This window comes from Streptomyces sp. NPDC056479, assembly GCF_042795335.1.
Classification (GTDB): Bacteria; Actinomycetota; Actinomycetes; order Streptomycetales; family Streptomycetaceae; genus Streptomyces.
Genome location: NZ_JBHTRZ010000007.1, coordinates 150,276 through 170,035, shown reverse-complemented (window position 1 = coordinate 170,035; position 19,760 = coordinate 150,276). Strand labels below are relative to the sequence as shown.

19 protein-coding genes are annotated in these 19,760 nt (G+C 68.8%); 6 read left to right on the top strand and 13 right to left on the bottom strand.

Annotated features, from left to right (window positions below; translation table 11 throughout):
* Positions 1 to 4: 4 nt before the first annotated feature.
* Positions 5 to 1,030 (bottom strand): ATP-dependent 6-phosphofructokinase, encoded by a 1,026-nt coding sequence (locus ACFQ6S_RS27110; RefSeq protein WP_383414942.1) that lies wholly within the window; start codon positions 1,028 to 1,030, stop codon positions 5 to 7.
* A gap of 192 nt (positions 1,031 to 1,222) precedes the next feature.
* Between ACFQ6S_RS27110 and pta the strand changes: the two genes are divergently transcribed.
* From pta to pyk, 3 genes are all read left to right on the top strand, one after another.
* Complete coding sequence (gene pta, locus ACFQ6S_RS27105; RefSeq protein WP_383414940.1) at positions 1,223 to 3,325, top strand: phosphate acetyltransferase; 2,103 nt, start codon at positions 1,223 to 1,225, stop codon at positions 3,323 to 3,325.
* The gene (locus ACFQ6S_RS27100; RefSeq protein ID WP_383414937.1) at positions 3,322 to 4,536 is read left to right on the top strand and encodes an acetate kinase; all 1,215 of its coding nucleotides are present in this window, start codon (positions 3,322 to 3,324) and stop codon (positions 4,534 to 4,536) included. Before pta ends, ACFQ6S_RS27100 begins: the two co-directional genes overlap by 4 nt.
* Before the next feature lie 86 nt (positions 4,537 to 4,622).
* Entirely contained in the window at positions 4,623 to 6,050 is a 1,428-nt protein-coding gene (gene pyk / locus ACFQ6S_RS27095; RefSeq protein WP_383414934.1) for a pyruvate kinase, read from the top strand.
* A gap of 131 nt (positions 6,051 to 6,181) precedes the next feature.
* Here pyk and ACFQ6S_RS27090 read toward each other — a convergent pair whose 3' ends face one another.
* The 4 genes from ACFQ6S_RS27090 to ACFQ6S_RS27075 form a co-directional block, all read right to left on the bottom strand.
* Complete coding sequence (locus tag ACFQ6S_RS27090; protein ID WP_383414931.1) at positions 6,182 to 7,564, bottom strand: hypothetical protein; 1,383 nt, start codon at positions 7,562 to 7,564, stop codon at positions 6,182 to 6,184.
* On the bottom strand, positions 7,554 to 8,126 hold the full coding sequence (locus tag ACFQ6S_RS27085; RefSeq protein ID WP_383414928.1) for a DUF6114 domain-containing protein: 573 nt from the start codon (positions 8,124 to 8,126) through the stop codon (positions 7,554 to 7,556). Before ACFQ6S_RS27085 ends, ACFQ6S_RS27090 begins: the two co-directional genes overlap by 11 nt.
* Before the next feature lie 149 nt (positions 8,127 to 8,275).
* A complete protein-coding gene (locus ACFQ6S_RS27080; protein WP_383414925.1) occupies positions 8,276 to 8,914 on the bottom strand; it encodes a DUF6230 family protein in 639 nt (212 codons plus the stop codon).
* A 662-nt stretch (positions 8,915 to 9,576) separates the two neighbouring features.
* A complete protein-coding gene (locus ACFQ6S_RS27075; RefSeq protein ID WP_383414922.1) occupies positions 9,577 to 10,551 on the bottom strand; it encodes a tetratricopeptide repeat protein in 975 nt (324 codons plus the stop codon).
* A 212-nt stretch (positions 10,552 to 10,763) separates the two neighbouring features.
* On the opposite strand from ACFQ6S_RS27075, the gene ACFQ6S_RS27070 reads away from it, so the two are divergent.
* Positions 10,764 to 11,396: a TetR/AcrR family transcriptional regulator gene (locus tag ACFQ6S_RS27070; protein ID WP_383414919.1), complete on the top strand. Its 633-nt coding sequence runs from the start codon at positions 10,764 to 10,766 to the stop codon at positions 11,394 to 11,396.
* A 40-nt stretch (positions 11,397 to 11,436) separates the two neighbouring features.
* Here the strand turns inward: ACFQ6S_RS27070 and ACFQ6S_RS27065 are convergent, their stop codons facing one another.
* From ACFQ6S_RS27065 to ACFQ6S_RS27045, 5 genes are all read right to left on the bottom strand, one after another.
* A complete protein-coding gene (locus ACFQ6S_RS27065; RefSeq protein ID WP_383414916.1) occupies positions 11,437 to 13,137 on the bottom strand; it encodes a methylmalonyl-CoA mutase in 1,701 nt (566 codons plus the stop codon).
* A gap of 141 nt (positions 13,138 to 13,278) precedes the next feature.
* Positions 13,279 to 13,617 (bottom strand): DUF3817 domain-containing protein, encoded by a 339-nt coding sequence (locus ACFQ6S_RS27060; RefSeq protein WP_383414914.1) that lies wholly within the window; start codon positions 13,615 to 13,617, stop codon positions 13,279 to 13,281.
* Between the two features lie 44 nt (positions 13,618 to 13,661).
* A complete protein-coding gene (locus tag ACFQ6S_RS27055) occupies positions 13,662 to 14,171 on the bottom strand; it encodes a MarR family winged helix-turn-helix transcriptional regulator (RefSeq protein ID WP_383414911.1) in 510 nt (169 codons plus the stop codon).
* 64 nt (positions 14,172 to 14,235) lie between these two features.
* A complete protein-coding gene (locus ACFQ6S_RS27050) occupies positions 14,236 to 14,565 on the bottom strand; it encodes an antibiotic biosynthesis monooxygenase family protein (RefSeq protein ID WP_383414909.1) in 330 nt (109 codons plus the stop codon).
* Positions 14,562 to 15,830 carry a cytochrome P450 gene (locus tag ACFQ6S_RS27045; RefSeq protein WP_383414907.1) on the bottom strand — a complete coding sequence of 423 codons (1,269 nt, stop codon included), beginning with the start codon at positions 15,828 to 15,830 and terminating at the stop codon, positions 14,562 to 14,564. The genes ACFQ6S_RS27050 and ACFQ6S_RS27045 overlap by 4 nt, the downstream gene beginning before the upstream one ends.
* Positions 15,831 to 15,975: 145 nt before the next feature.
* Here ACFQ6S_RS27045 and ACFQ6S_RS27040 point away from each other — a divergent pair, with 145 nt between their 5' ends.
* On the top strand, positions 15,976 to 17,607 hold the full coding sequence (locus ACFQ6S_RS27040) for an FAD-dependent oxidoreductase (protein WP_383414905.1): 1,632 nt from the start codon (positions 15,976 to 15,978) through the stop codon (positions 17,605 to 17,607).
* Positions 17,608 to 17,666: 59 nt separating this feature from the next.
* Entirely contained in the window at positions 17,667 to 18,632 is a 966-nt protein-coding gene (locus ACFQ6S_RS27035; protein ID WP_383414902.1) for an amidohydrolase family protein, read from the top strand.
* An 84-nt stretch (positions 18,633 to 18,716) separates the two neighbouring features.
* Here the strand turns inward: ACFQ6S_RS27035 and ACFQ6S_RS27030 are convergent, their stop codons facing one another.
* The 3 genes from ACFQ6S_RS27030 to ACFQ6S_RS27020 are packed head-to-tail and all read right to left on the bottom strand — an operon-like array spanning position 18,717 to position 19,748.
* The gene (locus tag ACFQ6S_RS27030; RefSeq protein ID WP_383414899.1) at positions 18,717 to 19,040 is read right to left on the bottom strand and encodes a TcmI family type II polyketide cyclase; all 324 of its coding nucleotides are present in this window, start codon (positions 19,038 to 19,040) and stop codon (positions 18,717 to 18,719) included.
* Positions 19,025 to 19,480, bottom strand: coding sequence for an SRPBCC family protein (locus ACFQ6S_RS27025; protein ID WP_383414896.1), 456 nt, complete (start codon positions 19,478 to 19,480; stop codon positions 19,025 to 19,027). The genes ACFQ6S_RS27030 and ACFQ6S_RS27025 overlap by 16 nt, the downstream gene beginning before the upstream one ends.
* Position 19,481: 1 nt before the next feature.
* A complete protein-coding gene (locus ACFQ6S_RS27020) occupies positions 19,482 to 19,748 on the bottom strand; it encodes an acyl carrier protein (protein ID WP_383414893.1) in 267 nt (88 codons plus the stop codon).
* Positions 19,749 to 19,760: the final 12 nt, after the last annotated feature.

Sequence of the window (19,760 nt, the reverse complement as noted above, 5' to 3'; positions counted from 1 at the left end):
TCGGCTAGAACACGGACTCCGCCTCGTCCATGCGGTCCTTCGGCACCGTCTTCAGCTCGGTCACCGCCTCGGCCAGCGGCACCATCACGATGTCGGTGCCGCGCAGCGCGGTCATCCTGCCGAACTCGCCGCGGTGCGCGGCCTCCACCGCGTGCCAGCCGAAGCGGGTGGCGAGGACGCGGTCGTACGCGGTCGGCGTGCCGCCGCGCTGGACATGGCCGAGAATGACCGGCTTGGCCTCCTTGCCGAGGCGGCGCTCCAGCTCGAAGGCGAGTGCGGTGCCGATGCCCTGGAAGCGCTCGTGGCCGAACTGGTCGATCTCGCCCTTGTCGTAGTCCATGGTGCCGTCGGCGGGGTGGGCGCCCTCGGCGACGCAGATCACCGCGAACTTCTTGCCGCGCGAGAAGCGCTCCTCGACCATCTTCACCAGGTCGGCGGGGTCGAAGGGGCGCTCCGGCAGGCAGATGCCGTGCGCGCCGGCCGCCATGCCGGACTCCAGCGCGATCCAGCCGGCGTGGCGGCCCATGACCTCGACCACCATCACACGCTGGTGCGACTCCGCGGTCGTCTTGAGCCGGTCCATGGCCTCGGTCGCGACGCCGACCGCCGTGTCGAAGCCGAACGTGCGGTCCGTCGAGGAGATGTCGTTGTCGATCGTCTTCGGTACGCCGACCACCGGCAGACCGGCGTCGGACAGCATCCGGGCCGCGGTCAGCGTGCCCTCGCCGCCGATCGGGATCAGCGCGTCGATGCCGAAGTCACGGGCGATGTCGGGGGCGCTCTCGCAGGCCTCGCGCAGCCGGTTGCGCTCCAGTCGGGACGAGCCGAGGATCGTGCCGCCGCGGGCCAGGATGCCGCTGACCGCCTCCAGGTCGAGGCTGCGGTAGTGGCCGTCGAGCAGGCCCGCGAAGCCGTCCTCGAAGCCGATCACCTCGTCGCCGTACTGTGCGACGGCTCGGTGGACGACCGACCGGATCACGGCGTTCAGGCCGGGGCAGTCGCCGCCTGCGGTGAGAACTCCGATACGCATCGTGCTGTGTCTCCTGCTCGCTGTTGACACCGGTGAGCCAGTCCGATTGTTTCACGTCGCCGAGGGCGATGTCGCTCCCCTACTGACGGGCGCCTTATCCAGCGCCAAGGGTATTGTCAAGAGGGTTTCGCTCACCTCACTGGGCGATTTTGCGACCCCGACGATGGACGACAGACGAAACGGAGACGACGCGTGACGCGCAGCGTGTACGTGACCGGGATCGACCGAGGAGACGGCCGTCAGGTCGTCGAGCTGGGGGTCATGGAGCTCCTGACCCGCCAGGTCGACCGGGTGGGGGTGTTCCGGCCGCTGGTGCATCACTCCCCAGACCGCCTGTTCGAGCTGCTGCGCGCCCGCTACCGCCTCTCCCAGGATCCGGCGACGGTCTACGGCATGGACTACCACGAGGCGTCCGCCCTCCAGGCCGAGCGCGGCACGGACGAGCTGGTGTCCACGCTCGTCGACCGGTTCCACGCCGTCGCCCGCGACTACGACGTCGTCCTCGTCCTCGGCACCGACTTCGCCGACACCCAGCTCCCGGACGAGCTGTCCCTCAACGCCCGGCTCGCCAACGAGTTCGCCGCGTCCGTGATACCCGTCGTGGGCGGGCGGGGGCAGACCACCGAGTCGGTGCTCGCCGAGACCCGCAACGCCTACCGGGCGTACGAGAACCTGGGCTGCGACGTCCTCGCCATGGTCACCAACCGGGTCACCAGGGCCGACCGGGACGAGATCGCCGAGCGGCTCGACTCGCGGCTGCCGGTGCCCTGTTACGTCGTCCCGGACGAGCCGGCCCTGTCCGCGCCGACGGTCTGGCAGATCGCCCAGTCGCTGGACGCGAAGGTGCTGCTCGGCGACGACTCGGGGCTCGCGCGCGACGCCCTCGGCTTCGTGTTCGGTGGCGCGATGCTGCCGAACTTCCTGACCGCCCTGACCCCGGGCTGCCTGGTCGTCACCCCGGGCGACCGCGCCGACCTGGTCGTCGGCTCCCTGGCCGCGCACAGCGCCGGTACCCCGCCGATCGCCGGTGTGCTGCTCACCCTGGACGAGCGCCCCGGCGACGAGATCCTCACCCTCGCCGCCCGCCTGGCCCCGGGCACGCCGGTGCTGTCGGTCCCCGGCTACAGCTTCCCCACCGCCGAGCAGCTCTTCTCGCTGGAAGGGAAGTTGAACGCGACCACCCCGCGCAAGGCGGAGACCGCGCTCGGCCTGTTCGAGCGGTACGTCGACACCGGTGACCTGCTGAAGCGGGTCTCGGCGCCGAACAGCGACCGGGTCACGCCGATGATGTTCGAGCACAAGCTGCTGGAGCAGGCACGCTCGAACATGCGCCGCATCGTGCTGCCCGAGGGCACCGAGCCGCGCGTCCTGCACGCCGCGGAGGTGCTGCTGCGGCGGAACGTCTGCGACCTCACCCTCCTGGGCCCGGTCGACCGGATCCGCAAGCAGGCCGCCGATCTCGGCATCGACCTGGGCGACACCCAGCTGATCGACCCGGCGACCAGCGAGCTGCGTGACTCGTTCGCCGAGCGGTACGCCCAGTTCCGGGCCCACAAGGGGGTCACGGTCGAGCTGGCGTACGACGTCGTCTCCGATGTGAACTACTTCGGCACGCTGATGGTGGAGGAGGGTCTAGCGGACGGCATGGTCTCCGGGTCCGTCCACTCGACGGCGGCGACCATCCGGCCCGCCTTCGAGATCATCAAGACCAAGCCGGACGCCGACATCGTCTCGTCCGTCTTCTTCATGTGCCTGGCCGACCGGGTCCTCGTCTACGGCGACTGCGCGGTGAACCCGGACCCGAACGCCGAGCAGCTGGCCGACATCGCCATCCAGGCGGCCGCCACCGCCGAGCAGTTCGGCGTGGAGCCGCGGTTGGCGATGCTGTCGTACTCCACGGGTACGTCCGGTTCCGGCGCCGATGTCGACAAGGTGCGCGAGGCGACCGAGCTGGTGCGCGAGCGGCGGCCCGATCTGAAGATCGAGGGGCCGATCCAGTACGACGCCGCCGTGGAGCCCACCGTCGCCGCGACCAAGCTGCCGGAATCCGAAGTGGCGGGGCAGGCAACGGTTTTGATCTTCCCGGACCTCAATACGGGTAACAACACCTACAAGGCCGTGCAGCGCTCGGCCGGCGCCATCGCGGTCGGCCCGGTGCTGCAAGGTCTGCGCAAGCCGGTCAACGACCTGTCCCGGGGCGCTCTTGTCTCGGACATCGTCAACACCGTCGCCATCACGGCGATCCAGTCCCAGTCCCCCGCCCTCTCCTCCGACACGAAGGCCTCCGCCCAGTGATCGCCACCCGCGTCCTCGTCCTCAACTCCGGCTCCTCGTCGGTGAAGTACCAGCTGCTCGACATGCGCGACGGCAGCCGGCTGGCCGCGGGCCTCGTCGAGCGCATCGGCGAGCAGGTCTCCCGGCTCAAGCACAGCCCGCTGGCGGGCGGCGGAGAGAGCCGCGAGTGGACCGGGTCGATCACCGACCACGACGCCGCCCTCAAGGCCGTGGCGGCGGAGCTCGCCCAGGACGGCCTCGGGCTCGACTCCCCGGAGCTGGCCGCGATCGGCCACCGGGTGGTTCACGGCGGCAAGCACTTCACCGAGCCGACCGTCGTCGACGACGCCGTACTCGCCGAGATCGAGCGGCTCATACCGGTGGCCCCGCTGCACAACCCGGCCAACCTCACCGGCATCCGCACCGCCCAGGCGCTGCGGCCTGACCTGCCCCAGGTCGCCGTCTTCGACACCGCGTTCCACACCACGATGCCGGAGTCGGCCGCCCGCTACGCGATCGACGTCGAGACCGCGGACCGGCACCGGATCCGCCGGTACGGCTTCCACGGCACCTCGCACGCCTACGTCTCCCGGGCCACCGCGGAGCTGCTGGGCAAGGCGCCCGAGGACGTGAACGTCATCGTGCTGCACCTCGGCAACGGCGCGTCGGCGTCCGCCGTGCGCGGCGGGAAGTGCGTGGACACCTCCATGGGGCTGACGCCCTTGGAGGGGCTCGTGATGGGTACGCGATCGGGTGACCTGGATCCCGCCGTCATCTTCCATTTGGCGCGTGTTGGCGAAATGTCCATCGCGGAAATCGACACTCTTCTCAACAAGAAGAGCGGATTGATCGGCCTGTGCGGCGACAACGACATGCGGGAGATCCGCCGGCGGATCGACGAAGGTGACGAGCGGGCCCAATTGGCCTTCGACATCTACATTCACCGACTGAAGAAGTACATCGGCGCCTATTACGCCGTGCTCGGCCGGGTGGACGCCATCGCGTTCACGGCCGGCGTCGGCGAGAACGCGGCACCGGTGCGGGAGGCCGCCATGGCGGGCCTGGAACAACTGGGCCTCACGGTGGACCCCGGGCTGAACGCCGTTCGCGGTGACCAGCCGCGGCTGATCTCGCCCTCGGGCGCGAGGGTGGCGGTCGCGGTGGTGCCGACGGATGAAGAACTGGAGATCGCGACGCAGACCTACGCACTGGTGGGGAAGAGCAACGGCTGAGTAACACGGCTGAGCAATGCGCAGCTCATTTGTATCTTCCGCCAGACGGAATATTCCGTAGCGAAACAAACCGATAGGATCGTCCCATGCGCCGTTCGAAAATCGTCTGTACTCTCGGCCCCGCGGTCGACTCCCACGAACAGCTTGTCGGGCTGATCGAGGCGGGCATGAATGTGGCCCGCTTCAACTTCAGCCATGGCACGCACGAAGACCACCAGGGGCGTTACGAACGCCTGCGGGCCGCCGCCGAGGAGACCGGGCGGGCCATCGGTGTCCTCGCCGACCTCCAGGGCCCGAAGATCCGTCTGGAGACCTTCGCCGAGGGTCCGGTCGAGCTGGAGCGCGGTGACGAGTTCGTCATCACGACCGAGGACGTCCCGGGCGACAAGCAGATCTGCGGAACGACCTACAAGGGCCTGCCGGGCGACGTCGCCAAGGGCGACCAGATCCTCATCAACGACGGCAACGTCGAGCTGAAGGTCACCGAGGTCGAGGGCTCCCGGGTGAAGACGATCGTCATCGAGGGCGGCGTCGTCTCCGACCACAAGGGCATCAACCTGCCCGGCGCGGCCGTGAACGTGCCGGCGCTGTCCGAGAAGGACGTCGAGGACCTTCGGTTCGCGCTGCGCATGGGCTGCGACATGGTCGCGCTGTCCTTCGTCCGGGACGCCCACGACGTGCAGGACGTCCACAAGGTGATGGACGAGGAGGGCCGCCGCGTCCCCGTCATCGCCAAGGTGGAGAAGCCGCAGGCGGTGGCGAACATGGAGGACGTCGTGATGGCGTTCGACGCCGTGATGGTCGCCCGTGGTGACCTCGCCGTCGAATACCCGCTCGAGAAGGTCCCGATGGTGCAGAAGCGGCTCATCGAGCTGTGCCGTCGCAACGCCAAGCCGGTGATCGTGGCGACCCAGATGATGGAGTCGATGATCACCAACTCCCGTCCGACCCGCGCCGAGGCCTCCGACGTGGCCAACGCGATCCTGGACGGCGCGGACGCCGTCATGCTGTCGGCGGAGTCCTCGGTCGGCGCCTACCCGATCGAGACCGTCCGGACGATGTCGAAGATCGTCACCGCGGCCGAGCAGGAGCTGCTGTCCAAGGGCCTGCAGCCCCTGGTCCCCGGCAAGAAGCCGCGCACGCAGGGCGGTTCGGTCGCCCGCGCGGCCTGCGAGATCGCCGACTTCCTCGGCGGCAAGGGCCTGGTCGCCTTCACCCAGTCCGGCGACACCGCCCGCCGCCTGAGCCGCTACCGCGCCGCCCAGCAGATCATCGCGTTCACCACGGACGAGTCCACCCGCAACCAGATGACCCTCAGCTGGGGCGTCGAGCCGCATGTCGTCCCGTTCGTGAACAGCACCGACGAGATGGTCGACCTGGTGGACCAGGAGATCGTCAAGCTCGGCCTGTTCAACGAGGGCGACATCGTGGTCATCACGGCCGGCTCCCCGCCCGGAGTCCCCGGCACCACCAACATGGTGCGGGTGCACCACCTCGGCGGCGGACAGAACTGACCGCAGCAGCCTCATGAGCGCCCATAAGGGCCTTGCAAGACACTGAGGGCGCCCCCTGTGGAAGGGGGCGCCCTCAGTGTTTCTGCGGCTCCCGAACGGGCTTGTGGAGGCGTGCGCCTCGGACGTCCGGCTCAGTCGGTCACGTAGTTGTGCAGACCCGGCACGTGCAGGGTGCCGCCGAACTGGCCGGCCTGGGTGACCTTCACCTTGGTGAAGTAGATCAGCGGGATGTTCAGCGGCGGCGGGTGCTCCGGATCGAAGGTGATCGGGATCAGGCCGAGCAGATTCCCCGAGATGCTCTCGGTGTACATCACCGTCTTGCCGTTGCGGATCGTGGACGTCGAGCCCTCGGCCGCCTGCACGTGGTAGGTCTTGCCGGACTGCTTGTCCTGCACCGTCTGGTGCAGGTCGCCGATGTCGGTGCCGTCGGAGATGACGTACTTCAGCACCTTCTTCTTGGTGCCGTTGGCCGTCTTCACCTCGACGACGCCCTGGTAGTCGGCGCCCTTCAGCAGCAGCGAGCTGGCGTTCAGGAACCACGGGTCGTCGGGGAGCGGCACGGTGTTGTCGACGCCGCCCTCCTCGTCCGTGGCGACCGGGCAGTTCTCCGGGTCCGTGGTGGAACTCTCGGAGGGGCTCGGCGTGGCGGTGGCCTCGCCGGCCGCGTCCTCGGCCGCCTCGGTGACGTCCTTCGCCGCCTCGGACGCCTTGTCGGTGGCGCCCCCGACGGTGTCCTTGACCGTGTCGGTGACCTTGTCGGTCGTCTCCTTCACGGGGTCGGACGCCTCGTCGGTGTCCTTGTCGGAGGAGTCGGAGGAGTCGGACGAATCCGAGGAGCCGGACGAGGCCGTCTCACTCTCGCTCGCGGACGGCGTCGGGCTCGCGCTCTCCTCGGCCGTCGAACCGCCCGTGAAGACGCCGGAGATGGCGTCGCCGATGTCCTCCAGCAGGTTGCCGCCGCTCTCGGACGGCGAGGGGGACGCCGTGGCCGTGTCGCCGGACTGGGCCTCGCTCGACTTGCTCGCCGACGGTGACGGCGTGGGCTCGGCCGCGTCGTCGGAACCTGAATCCGACGAAGAGGAGTCGCCCGCGGAGTCCGACGAACCCGAAGAGTCCGAGGAACCCGAGGAGTCGGAGGAGTCCGCGGAGTCCTGGTCGTCGGAGGCCGACGGAGTGGGCTCCGCCGTCTCGTCCTTGTCCGTGGACTCACTGGCGCTCGGGGACGGGGACGCCGACGCGTCGTCCGTCAGCGCCGCCACGCAGTCCTTGTACTCGTCCGCCGTCAGGCTGTTGGACGTCGGCTTGGTGGCGTTGTCGCTGTCGGCCTGCGCGAGCGTGGGCGTGAAGCCCATGCCCATGAGGACGGCGGTCGGCATCGCCGCCAGGGCTATCGCCTTGCCTGCCGGCATGTGGAACCTGGTGAACAGCGGCTTCTTGGGCGCCGCGTGTCGCGGCCCGGTTCTCGCACGGGACTTGTCCACCTCAGTCCCGTGGGTCACCTCGTCAGCCGGCACTGTGCCTCCCGTTCGCCCCGTTCGCCGGGCTCGTTCCTGACAGATCGTTCGGCTCGCCCACCACGGGCTTCAGGATCGTGGTGTCGGGGTCCGCGGCACCCTCGGGTGCGTTCCCCCCGCCCGTCGTGTCCGTCTTCGCCGGAGTTGCGTCGGCGTCCCCGCCGGGCACCCATGACACGGCCATGGCCCCGCCCACGAGGGCGAAGAGGAAGCCGATGAGGAAGCCACCGAGGTTGGACAGCGGGATGGAAACAAGCGCCAGCAGGATCGCCGCGACGCCCGCGAAGGTGCGGACGTGCTTCTGGAACCAGAGAGTGAAGCCGAGGACGACGAGCAGCACACCGATGATCAGGGAGCTGGAGCCCCCCGCGGTCTGCATCGCCAGCGTCAGGTGGCCGATCTGAAGGTTCGCGTAAGGGAAGTAGGCGATGGGGAGTCCGCCGAGCATGACGAACAGACCGGCCCAGAAGGGCCGCGCACCGCGCCAGGCGCGGAAGTTCCGCCGAAAGACCCGGAGGTAGTGCTCGTCATGACCGGGCGCGGCAGGAGTCTCGGCGCTCATCGAAAACAGCTCCCTGGTACGGCTTCGCTGTGGTGGTGGTGCGAAGGTGATGCGGTGATGTGTCGCGGCCGTGTGACCACATGTGAAGAAAGCGGGCTTAGAGTTGACGGGCGGGGGCGCCATCGGCTCCCCCGCCCGTCAGAGAGTGCTTAGTAGCACTCCTTGACACCCGTCGACAGCGACATCTTCAGACCGCTGAGCTTGAAGGTTCCGGCGGTGGTCGCCCACGCCGTCTGCTTCACGTTGCTCAGCGTGGCCTTGTCGGCCTGCTGGGCGAACCCGAAGGGGTTGGCCTGCTCGCCGCCGCCCTTCATGCCCGGACCCTTGTTGGCGTCCTTGGCGGCAACACCGATGTCGATGTTCTCGAACGTCGCGTCGGCCTCGAGGTCGGCGACGTCGATGTAGAGGTTCTTGGCCTCGACCGGCTTGTTCGGGTCTTCGCCCGCCCGCAGGATCAGGCTGACGCTCCCGAGGATCGGGATGTCGGGCGTGACCACGGACTGGCACATGTTGCTGATCGTCGCGGTCTTGAATCCCGAGACGGCGACGGGGTGAACCGTCTTCTTGCCGGAGAGCGTGTAGCCCTCGTCAAGAGCGCCGTACTGCGAGAAACCGTTACCGACCAGCTTGTCGGTGGTGACCTTGAACGACTGGCCGGAGACACTGAACGACGCGGCGAGAGCGCCCTGCGCGAGGGCGACACCTATCGCAGCCGTGGCGGCGACGCTGGGCACCATGACCACAGCGAACCGCTTCCATCTGGTCCCGCCACGCACCTGGGACTCCATATTTCCTCCTTCTCGGACGTACATCTCCTGACCCTGGCTGCCACTGTCGGCACGACGGCTCAGCCGGGCAGGGATGGGAGAAGTGCTACGTCCTCGGGAAGGAGAGCGCCCGTACTCGGAGGCGCGAATCGCACCCGAATCACCGGCGATCACCCCCGAGCGACAACCACTGGTCGCGCCTGACACGCATCACGCACAACCCTGCCGGACAGGCTTCGCCGGGTGGGCGAAGACCCCCCTGTCCAAGAGCCGGCGCCACTGCCGCCGACTCTGCTCGGTGGGGACCCAGGAACTCCCGCGACCCAACCGGCTGTCGGGGTACGGGAACGGACCGAGCGTGGCCGATCGTGGTGCATTCTCGCCGCCCGCACAAGGGGCTTCGTTACTCAGTAGTAACGGCCGGATAACCGAACAACGACCCGCCGGTCTCGGCCGACGACGCAGGGTGGCCTCAAGTGACCGGACAAATCCAGGAATCACGAGACAGAAACCGACAGAACGACGCCCGCGACTTACCCGCAGTAACTGCGGCCGCGATTACCAAGATTTGGTAAAGCGCGGCCGCACTGGTCCTCTGTCGGCAGATCTTTCACTCGGGCAACACATGCCCTTGCGTTTAGCGACTGGTCAGAACAGGGCTACCGCCCCGCTCGCAAACACGGTCAGAACAAGGCACGCGCCAGCGCCCTGCGGGCCGCCGCCACCCGCGGATCGTCGGCGCCCACGACCTCGAAGAGCTCCAACAGCCGAATCCGTACGGTGTCCCGGTCGTCACCCACCGTGCGCCGCACGGCCTCGATGAGCCGCCCGAAGGCGTCCTCCACATGTCCGCCCACCAGATCCAGGTCGGCGGCGGCGATCTGCGCCTGCGCGTCGGAGGGCTTCTCGGCGGCGTCCTTGCGCACCTGCTGCGGGTCGGCACCCTGCACCCGCTGGAGCAACTCGGCCTGGGCGAGCCCGAGTTTGGCCTCGGAGTTCGACGGATCGTCGCTCAGCACGTTCTTGTACGCCTGGACGGCACCGGCGAAGTCGCCCGCGTCCAGGGCCTGTACGGCGGCCTCGAGCAGGACGTCGTGGGGACCGGCCGCGACGGTGGGAGCGGCCGGCGCGGCGCCCGGCTCGGCTTCCGGGTCGACCGTGAGACCGGTCAGGCCGAACCGCTGCTCGGCCACCGTGACGAGCTGGTCGAGCGTCTCGCGGATCTGCCCCTCGCCGGCGGCCCCCTGGAAGAGCGGCAGCGCCTGCCCGGCGACGACGGCGAACACGGCCGGGATCCCCTGCACGCCGAACTGCTGCATCAGCATCTGGTTGGCGTCGACGTCGATCTTGGCGAGGAGGAACCGGCCGTTGTACTCGACGGCGAGCCGCTCCAGCAACGGGCTGAGCTGCTTGCAGGGCTCGCACCACTCGGCCCAGAAGTCGATGACGACGGGCACTTCGGCGGACCGCTGAAGGACGTCCCGCTCGAAGCCCGCCTCATCCACATCGATGACGAGGTCGGCGGGCGAGACAGCACCCGCTCCGCCCTGTCGCGCGGTCTCGGCACGCGCCTGCTCCGCCTTTGCCTTGGCCTCTTGGGCCGCCTTCACCGCGGCGAGGTCGACGACTCCGCTCATGGACATGTTCCGTGGCTGCATGCGTCTATCCTCCCCCGTCCGGCGCGCGCGTGTGAAAAGTGGTCGGAAAGCAGGTTCTGCTCGATGGTGTTCGGCGCCGGGTCCCCACCCCACGCCTGTGGTCGTCGCTTTCGCTACGAGTCGTAGCGTAATGCCAACACGACCCCCGCGAACACCACCCTCCCGTGATCTCCCTCACGAGCACACACGAACCGTCCGGTTATGGTCATGGGATGCAGAGCCGCACCGCCGCCACCCGTCCCGGACGCCCCCGCAGCGCCGCCGCCGACGCCGCGATCCTGGCGGCGACGCGGGAGGCGCTGGTCGAACTGGGCTGGTCCAAGCTCACCCTGGGAGACGTGGCCACGCGCGCGGGGGTTGCAAAAACGACCTTGTATCGCCGTTGGTCCGGGAAGAACGAGCTGGTCGTCGACGCGGTGGCCGAACTCTTCGACGAACTCCGGCTGCCCGACCGGGGAAGTCTCGCCGCGGACATCGAGGGCGTCGTGCTCCAGTTCGCGGCGATCCTGGCCCGCCCGGAGGCGAAGAGTGGCCTGATGGCGGTGGTCGCGGAGTCCACACGCGACGACGCCCTGCGCGAACGCATCCGTGCCTCGATCGTCGACCGCCAGAAGCGGCTGGTCGTGGAGGGCCGGGAGCGCGCCCAGTGCAGGGGCGAGCTCCCCTCGGAGACCGACCCCGCGGATTCCGCCCGCACGGTCGACCTCATCTTCGACCTGGTGGCGGGTGCGGTGGTCCACCGCACGCTGGTGAGCGGCCACCCGGCGGACGAGGAATGGGTGCACGGCTTCACACAGGTACTGCTGCTGGGGCTGACGGGAGCCGCAGACGCCGCCGGGGACTGAGAACAGGAGGGCGGACGACCGCCCTCCTGCTCAGAGCACCTCAGAAGCCCGCGGGCTCGGTGTACACCCCCCACTCGTCCCGCAGCACGTCGCAGATCTCGCCCAGGGTCGCCTCGGCGCGTACGGCGTCGAGCATCGGCTCGATCATGTTGGTGCCGTTGCGGGCGGCGGTGAGCATGGCCTCGAGCGCGGTGCGCACCGCGGCGTCGTCGCGGCCGGACTTGCGCGTGGCCAGCACCCTGACCTGATCGCGCTCCACCTCGTGGCTGACCCGGAGGATCTCCAGATCGCCGGTGACGGAGCCGGTGTTGACGTTGACGCCGACGACCCGCTTCTCGCCCTTCTCCAGGGCCCGCTGGTACCGGAACGCCGACTCGGCGATCTCCCCGGTGAACCAGCCGTCCTCGATCCCCCGCAGGATGCCGGAGGTGATCGGCCCGACGGGGTGCTGCCCGTCCGGGTGGGCCCGCAGCCCTCGTTCCTTTATCTGCTCGAAGATCTTCTCGGCGTCGGCCTCGATCCGGTCGGTCAGCTGCTCGACGTACCAGGAACCGCCCAGCGGATCGGCCACGTTGCCGACCCCGGTCTCCTCCATGAGGACCTGCTGCGTGCGCAGGGCGATCTCCGCGGCCTGCTCGGAGGGCAGCGCGAGGGTCTCGTCGAGGGCGTTGGTGTGCAGCGAGTTGGTCCCGCCGAGCACGGCCGCCAGCGCCTCCACGGCCGTACGCACGACGTTGTTGTACGGCTGCTGGGCGGTCAGCGAGACACCGGCGGTCTGCGTGTGGAAACGCAGCCACTGCGCCTTGTCGGTCTTCGCCCCGTACACGTCCCGCATCCAGCGCGCCCAGATCCGGCGGGCGGCCCGGAACTTGGCGATCTCCTCGAAGAAGTCGACGTGCGCGTCGAAGAAGAAGGACAGGCCGGGGGCGAACACATCGACGTCCATGCCGCGGGACAGGCCCAGCTCCACGTACCCGAAGCCGTCCGCGAGCGTGTACGCCAGCTCCTGCGCGGCCGTCGCGCCGGCCTCGCGGATGTGGTAGCCGGAGACGGACAGCGGCTTGTAGGCGGGGATGCCGGCCGCGCAGTACTCCATGAGGTCGCCGATCAGGCGAAGGTGCGGCTCGGGCTGGAAGAGCCACTCCTTCTGGGCGATGTACTCCTTGAAGATGTCGGTCTGGAGCGTGCCGTTGAGGATGCCCGGGTCGACGCCCTGGCGCTCGGCCGCCACCAGATACATGCAGAAGACCGGCACGGCCGGGCCGCTGATGGTCATCGACGTCGTCACGTCGCCCAGCGGGATGTCCTTGAACAGGACCTCCATGTCGGCGGCGGAGTCGATGGCGACACCGCAGTGCCCGACCTCGCCCAGCGAGCGCGGGTCGTCGGAGTCGCGGCCCATCAGCGTCGGCATGTCGAAGGCGACCGAGAGACCGCCTCCGCCGTTGCCGAGGATCATCTTGTACCGCTCGTTGGTCTGCTCGGCGTTCCCGAACCCGGCGAACTGCCGGATGGTCCACGTCCGCCCTCGGTAGCCGGTCGGATACAGTCCGCGCGTGAAGGGGTACTCTCCGGGCCACCCGATCCGCTCGAAGCCCTCGTAGCCATCACCCGGCCGGGGCCCGTACACCGGCTCCACGGGATCCCCGGAGAGCGTGGTGAAGTCACCGTCGCGCTTGCGCGCGGCGTCGTACCGGGCCTGCCAGCGACGGCGGCCCTCCTCGATGGCGTCAGCGTCCATACCATCAAATTTACTTGGACGTCCTAGTAAATGTCGACGGCTGGCGAAGATTTACTTGGACGTCCTAGTAATATGGCCAGGAAAACCGCCGCAAAAGCGGACTTTGCGGCGGCTTCGATCAGGTGTCGGCCAGGTGTTCGATCAGGCCTTCGCGACCGCTGCCGCGTCCTCCGCGACCTGGGCCTCGAGCTCGTGCGTGACCTTGCGCTCCACGAAGAAGGCGGCCGTCGGGATCGTTCCGGCCAGCAGCACCCACAGCTGTCGCTTCACCGGCCACTTCGCCTTGGAGCCCAGGTCGAAGGCGAAGACCAGGTACAGCACGTAGAGCCAGCCGTGCGCGATTCCGACGACGCTCGTGAAGCCGTCGGCGCCGTCCATCTTCAGCAGGTACTTGGCGATGACGCCCAGCGTGAGCAGGACGAGGAGGACACCGGTCACGTAGGCCATGACGCGGTAGCGCGTCAGCACGCTCTTCTTCATGCCTATGAGCGTAACCACCCGTTCCGGCGGATCTTGCCCCGGGCTCAGCTCTCCTCGAAGTCCTGCGCCGCCACCCGCAGCGGGCGCAGCATGGCGAAGATCTCTCCGCACTCGTCGGCGTCGTACACCCCGAGCCCGAAGTCCATGGCCATCAGGTCACGGGTGGCCGCCTCGACGGCCTCGCGGCCCTTGTCGGTGATGGAGGCGAGCGTGCCACGTCCGTCGTTGGGGTTGGGACGCTTGTCCACGAAGCCCGATCTGACCAGCCGGTCGACGGTGTTCGTCACGGACGTGGGATGCACCATGAGCCGCTCGCCGATCTTGGACATCGGCAGCTCGCCGCCCTTGGAGAAGTTGAGCAGCACCAGCGCCTCGTAGCGCGCGAAGGTCAGGCCGTACGGCTTGACCACCGCGTCGACCTCGGCGAGCAGGATCTGGTGTGCGCGCATGATCGACGTGATGGCGGCCATGGACGGCACGTTTCCCCAGCGCTGCTTCCAGAGTTCGTCGGCGCGCGCGATGGGATCGAAGGGCAGACTGAGCGGCTTCGGCACGGGGCCGACCCTACCGGCCGGTCATATGCTGGTCAGCCCCGTCTCGCCTATCGGTCGGCCCGCCCTAGTGGTCCTCCACCGTCTCTCTCACATGGAAGACCCCTGTCCACCGATCGTCGTGCAGACAGGCGTTCATCGGCTCGACCAGGGTCCGGTGGGCGGAGCCGGTGCGCCAGCTCTTGATGGCTTCGAGGTCGGCCCATTCGCTGGTGAGCAGCCATTGGGCCGGGTCCTCCAGGGAGCGGCACAGTTGTTCGCCGAGGTGCCCGGGCAGTCGTTCCGCTCCGGCACGGACATCTCCGTACGTCCGTACGAACTCCTCCTCCATCCCCTCGCGCACCCGCAGCAGCCGGATCACCCGCACCCGCGCGGGGTCCGAGGTGCCGGCGGTCATGACGGGTCGAGGACGACGGGAAGTTCCGCCAGTCCGCGGAAGGCGGGGAACGGCACGGTCATCCAGCGGGCGTCCTCGGGGGCGCCGGCGAGTGCCATGCGGGGGTGGCGGCCGAAGAGCGTGCCCAGGGCGATCTGCATCTCCAGCCTGGCCAGGGGCGCGCCGACGCAGTAGTGCGGGCCGTAGCCGAAGGCGAGATGCGTGGCCTGGACGTTCGGGCGCGAGATGTCCAGCTCGTTCGGCGCGGTGAACATATCCGGGTCGCGGTTGGCCCCGGTGATGGAGATCTGGACGAGCGCACCCTTGGGGATGAGCGTGTCCCGGATGACGATGTCCTCCTTGGCGTGACGGAACGTGGAGTTCTCCACGGAGGTCTCGAAGCGGAAGATCTCCTCGATGGCCGCGTTCATCGCGCTCGCGTCCCGCAGCGCCAGCTCCTTCTGGTCCGGCCGGCTGAGCAGGTGGTAGACCGCGTTCCCGATCTGGTACGCCGTCGACTTGTGGCCCGCGAAGAGGAGCACCCACGCCGTCGAGACGAGTTCGTGGTCGGTGAGCGAGCCCTCCTGGTCCTGAGCGGTGACGAGCGCGCTGAGCAGACCCGCGTCCGGCTCCCTGCGCTTTCTCGCGCACAGGTCCACCAGATAGTCGCGCAGATTTCCCTCGGCGATCTCCAGCTTCTTCCTCGCCTCCGGTCCAAAACCGGTCTGTGCGACGGTGGCGGACCATTCCTGGGCCTGTTTCCGCTCGTCCTCCGGAACGCCCAGGAGTTCACAGATCACATGGAGGGGCAGCGGGAAGCAGAATTCCGGGAGCAGATTCACCGGGCCGGTCGTCGGACACTGGTCGAGCAGGTCGTCGGTGATCTGCTGCACGCGCGTCCGCAGCGATTCCACCCGCTTCGGGGTGAAGGTGTTGCCGACGATCCGGCGGAGCCTGGTGTGCTTCGGCGGGTCCGAGAAGAGCATGTTGTCGTCGAGCGCGATCGACGAGTCACCGAAGATGCGGTGGTAGGCGTCGATGGCGCCGTACATGTCCTTGCTGAGCCGGGGGTCGGCCAGTGCGGCTCGGGCGTCGTCATAACGCGTGATCAGGTACGTCTCCACACCGTGGGGCGGCGACAGCGGGCACACCGGCGCCGTCTCCCGGAGCGCGGCATAGACGGGATGCGGGTTGGCGCGGAACTCCCGGCTGCATGAGGAAGCCGCGGCCGCGGCCTCCTCGGACGACATTGCCTCGGATTCCTCGGATGCGAACGCTTGCGTCATGACTGGTCCCCGGGTCGGCGTGAATTTTCCGTGATCAGTGCCACCGTTTCCCGGGCCGCAGGGCGCCGCAAACGGCGCTGCGCCATATGGGTCGGGTCGCCGGACGACGTGTGTGTGACAGTCCGACTTGGTAAACATCGTCGACGTGAGCGGACACGAAGCCGAATCTGTACCAGTTCTCATCGTCGGCGGATCCCTGGTGGGTCTTTCCACTTCGGTTTTCCTCGGGCGTCTGGGAATCGAGCACATGGTCGTGGAACGCCATGCCGCGACATCGACGCACCCGCGTGGCCGCGGCAACAACGTGCGCACGATGGAGATCTACCGGACCGCCGGACTGGAGTCACGCATCCGGGAGGCGGCCCGTGTGCTCGCCGGGAACGACGGCATCCTCCAGGTGGACACCCTCACGGGGACGCAGCGCCGCTGGATCATCGGGGACATCTCCGGAGGCATGGACATCACCCGGGTGAGCTCGTCCGGCTGGTGCCTGTGCAGCCAGAACGATCTCGAACCGGTGCTGCTGGAGTACGCCCGCGAGCAGGGCGCCGACATCCGCTTCGGCACGGAGCTGCTCTCCTTCGCGGAGCACGGCGACGGAGTGACGGCCCGGGTCAGGAACCGGGACACCGGCGAGACCTACAGCGTGAACGCCGAGTACCTGGTGGCCGCCGACGGGCCCCGCAGCCCCATCCGCAATCACCTGGGGATCGGCCAGTCGGGTCCGGGCGAGCTGTTCCACAACGTCAGCGTCACGTTCCGCAGCAGGGCGCTGAAGAACCACGTCGGAGAGAAACGATTCGTCGTCTGCTACGTCACCGACCCCGACGGCGAGGGCGCCCTGCTGCCGGTGGACAACGAGGAGCGCTGGGTGATCCACGTTCCCTGGCACCCCGACCGGCGTGAGGAGTTGGAGGACTTCACCGACGAGCGGCTGGCCGCGCACATCCGCGCGGCCGTCGGCGCGCCGGACATCGACGTCGAGATCACCGGCAGGGCACCCTGGCACGCCTCGAAGCGGGTCGCCGACAGCTACGGCGAGGGCCGGGTCTTCCTGGCCGGTGACTCGGCCCACGAGATGCCGCCCACCGGGGCGTTCGGCTCCAACACCGGGATCCAGGACGCCCACAACCTCGCCTGGAAGCTGGCGGCGGTGCTGCGCGGCTGGGGCTGTCCGTCGTTGCTCGACAGCTATGAGCTCGAACGCCGCCCCGTCGCCCTCGCGACCGGCACCCGCGCATGCGTCCAGGCGGCCGACGAACAGCACCCGGGGTTCAGCCCGGCCGCCGGACGCAACAACGATCCGGCCGACCTGATGACCGTCGCCCTGTGCTACCGGTACGCCTCGAACGCCGTGGTGGGTGTCCCGCCAGAGCAGCCGATCGTCCCCGACGCGTTCCGGCTCGGCGGCGAACCGGGCAGCCGGGCACCCCACATGTGGGTCATGCGCGGGGCCACCAGGATCTCCACGCTCGATCTGTACGAGCGGTCCTTCGTGCTGCTCGCCGGGTCCGGGGGGCAGAAGTGGCGGGCCGCGGTGGAGAAGGCCGCGGGCAACCTGGGTGTCCCCGTCGAGGCGTATCTCGTGGGCACGGGCCCCGATCACGACCTCGCCCCCGACGCGGACTCCGACTGGGCGGAGCTGCACGGCACCGCCGAGGACGGTGCCGTGCTCGTACGTCCCGACGGATTCGTCGCCTGGCGGGCGGACGCCGCGATGCCGGACGCCGACCGCGTCCTGACGAAGGTGCTGCAGAGCGTGCTCTGCCGCGACTGAACCCCGACCGGACCCCGCTGGTCCCTCCCCTCACCCCCACCGAACGACGAGGACGCCCCATGACCCCTGCCGGACGCATCGACGTCCACCACCACTTCACCGCCCCGGCCTGGCTGGACTGGGCGGAGGAACGAGGTGTCGTCAACCGCGAGAAGCTGCCCTGGTGGACACGCTGGGACCTGACGGCGGCACTGGAGATCATGGACAAGACGGGCATCGGCACCTCCGTGATGACCGTCGCCATGCTCGGCCGGCTGCGGGAGCGCGCCGAGCGCCAGGAGAGCGCACGTGTCGCCCTGCGGGCGGCGGCCGACGTCGTGGAGGCCAACCCCGCGCGCTTCGCGTTCTTCACCCCGATCTTCCTCGACGACCTGGAACTGTCCTCGTGGAGCATCGGGTACGGCCTGGACGAGCTCGGTGCCATCGGGGTGAGCACGCGCACGAGCATGGACGGCATCTTCCTCGGCGACGCGTCGCACGACCGTCTGCTCCAGGAGCTGAACGAGCGGTCCGCGGTCATCAGCACGCACCCCATGGACGTACCGGCCGGGAAGGACGGTGCCCCGGGAATGCCGGGGATGCCGCCCTTCGTGTGCGACTTCCTGCTGGACACCACCCGCGCGGCCGTCAACCTCATCAGGAACGGCACCCTGGACCGCTATCCGAATCTCAGCTTCGTGCTGCCGCACGGAGGGGGCTTCCTCCCCTACATGGCCACCCGCCTCGAACTCTTCGGCGGACGGATCGACCCGCCGATCGAGCCCGGCCGGGTCCGTGATTACCTGCACCGGTTCTACTTCGACACGGCCGGACCCATGTCCCCCTCGGCCACGCCCACCCTGCTGGCCACGGTCGACCCCGACCGCATCCTCTTCGGCACCGACTGGCCGCCCACGCCCGCACATGTCCTCATCGACAGCGTGACACCGGCCCTGGACAGCGACCCCTTCCTCTCGGAGGAGCAACTCCGGGGCATCAACCGGGAGAACGCGCTGCGGCTGATGCCGGGGCTCGCCCGGTCGTAACCGCAGGCAGGGGAAAGAAGAAGGCCGCCGCCCGCGCTCGGTCAGCGCGGGCGGCGGCCTTCCCCGTTCGGGCGGCTTCCCCGGTCAGTCCTTCTGCCAGTGGTAGAAGCGCCGGGCCATCGCGTCCTTCGGACTCCGCCAGGTCTGCGGGTCGTACGGACTGACGAACGCCTCCAGCCGGCGGCTGATGTCGACGAACTCGGGGTGCCCGCTCACCTTCGCGATGGCGGGTCCCGGGTCCTGCTCGGCCTCGATGAAGTGCATGTACACATCGCCGAACTGGAACAGGGAGCGCTGGGTCACCCCGACGAGGTGCGGCAGTTCGCCGCGGTCGGAGTCCGCGAAGACGCCGGCGATGTCCTTGGCCGACCGCGGTGCCATCCTGGCGACGATCAGTGCGTGGTGCATGCCGCCTCCACACGGTCGCGGATGAGGGCCATCTGGATGGGCGAGTTGCGGTTGATGATGTCCGTCATCCCGGCGTCGTCGACCGGGGCTTCGGGCTTCATGGCGAAGTCCTGCGTCCAGTGCATCCGGGTGCCGGCCGGGGTCTCCTCGTACTCCCACACGATGTTCATGTACGCGAAGGGACCGGTCTCGACCCTGCGGGCGCGCACGACGAGCTTCTCGCGGTCGGCGACCCGCTCCGAGACCCAGCTCCACACCTTGCCGTTCTCGTCGGGGTGCATGGTCAGGCGGAAGGTCACGGTGTCGCCCTCGCGGGACAGCACCTCGCAGGAGGCGTACTCGCTGAAGAGCTGCGGCCAGCGGTCCAGGTCGTTCGTCATGTCCCAGACGAGGTCGACGGGAGCGGCGATGGTGATCTCGTTCTCGGTGTGTCCGGCCATGTCAGGCTCCCGTCGTGAGTGCGCCGTTGACCAGGGCGAGGAAGGCGCGGGGGCTCTTGCAGCGCTCCGCGTCGGTGGGCAGCGCCCGGCCGTGCCGGTTCTCCAGCTCGCCCACGATGCCGAGGAGGCCGAGCGAGTCCAGCCCGAACTCGGCGAAGGGGGTGTCCGCACGGCGTTCGAGGTCCTGCGGGTCGACGGTGACGCCGGCGGCCTTCTTCATCAGCGCCGCCAGTTCCTCGACGGTCAGTTGGTTCACTTCGGTGGTCATGAGGTTCTCCTT

Bases quoted from the DNA above. Each gene is read 5' to 3' on its own strand.
- ACFQ6S_RS27085 (WP_383414928.1), bottom strand. From the start codon at position 8,126: ATGAGCGCCGAGACTCCTGCCGCGCCCGGTCATGACGAGCACTACCTC.
- ACFQ6S_RS27045 (WP_383414907.1), bottom strand. From the start codon at position 15,830: ATGACGCAAGCGTTCGCATCCGAGGAATCCGAGGCAATGTCGTCCGAG.
- ACFQ6S_RS27050 (WP_383414909.1), bottom strand. From the start codon at position 14,565: ATGACCGCCGGCACCTCGGACCCCGCGCGGGTGCGGGTGATCCGGCTG.
- ACFQ6S_RS27020 (WP_383414893.1), bottom strand. From the start codon at position 19,748: ATGACCACCGAAGTGAACCAACTGACCGTCGAGGAACTGGCGGCGCTG.
- ACFQ6S_RS27075 (WP_383414922.1), bottom strand. From the start codon at position 10,551: ATGCAGCCACGGAACATGTCCATGAGCGGAGTCGTCGACCTCGCCGCG.
- ACFQ6S_RS27060 (WP_383414914.1), bottom strand. From the start codon at position 13,617: ATGAAGAAGAGCGTGCTGACGCGCTACCGCGTCATGGCCTACGTGACC.
- ACFQ6S_RS27065 (WP_383414916.1), bottom strand. From the start codon at position 13,137: ATGGACGCTGACGCCATCGAGGAGGGCCGCCGTCGCTGGCAGGCCCGG.
- ACFQ6S_RS27080 (WP_383414925.1), bottom strand. From the start codon at position 8,914: ATGGAGTCCCAGGTGCGTGGCGGGACCAGATGGAAGCGGTTCGCTGTG.
- pyk (WP_383414934.1), top strand. From the start codon at position 4,623: ATGCGCCGTTCGAAAATCGTCTGTACTCTCGGCCCCGCGGTCGACTCC.
- ACFQ6S_RS27030 (WP_383414899.1), bottom strand. From the start codon at position 19,040: ATGCACCACGCACTGATCGTCGCCAGGATGGCACCGCGGTCGGCCAAG.
- ACFQ6S_RS27110 (WP_383414942.1), bottom strand. From the start codon at position 1,030: ATGCGTATCGGAGTTCTCACCGCAGGCGGCGACTGCCCCGGCCTGAAC.
- ACFQ6S_RS27070 (WP_383414919.1), top strand. From the start codon at position 10,764: ATGCAGAGCCGCACCGCCGCCACCCGTCCCGGACGCCCCCGCAGCGCC.
- ACFQ6S_RS27035 (WP_383414902.1), top strand. From the start codon at position 17,667: ATGACCCCTGCCGGACGCATCGACGTCCACCACCACTTCACCGCCCCG.
- ACFQ6S_RS27025 (WP_383414896.1), bottom strand. From the start codon at position 19,480: ATGGCCGGACACACCGAGAACGAGATCACCATCGCCGCTCCCGTCGAC.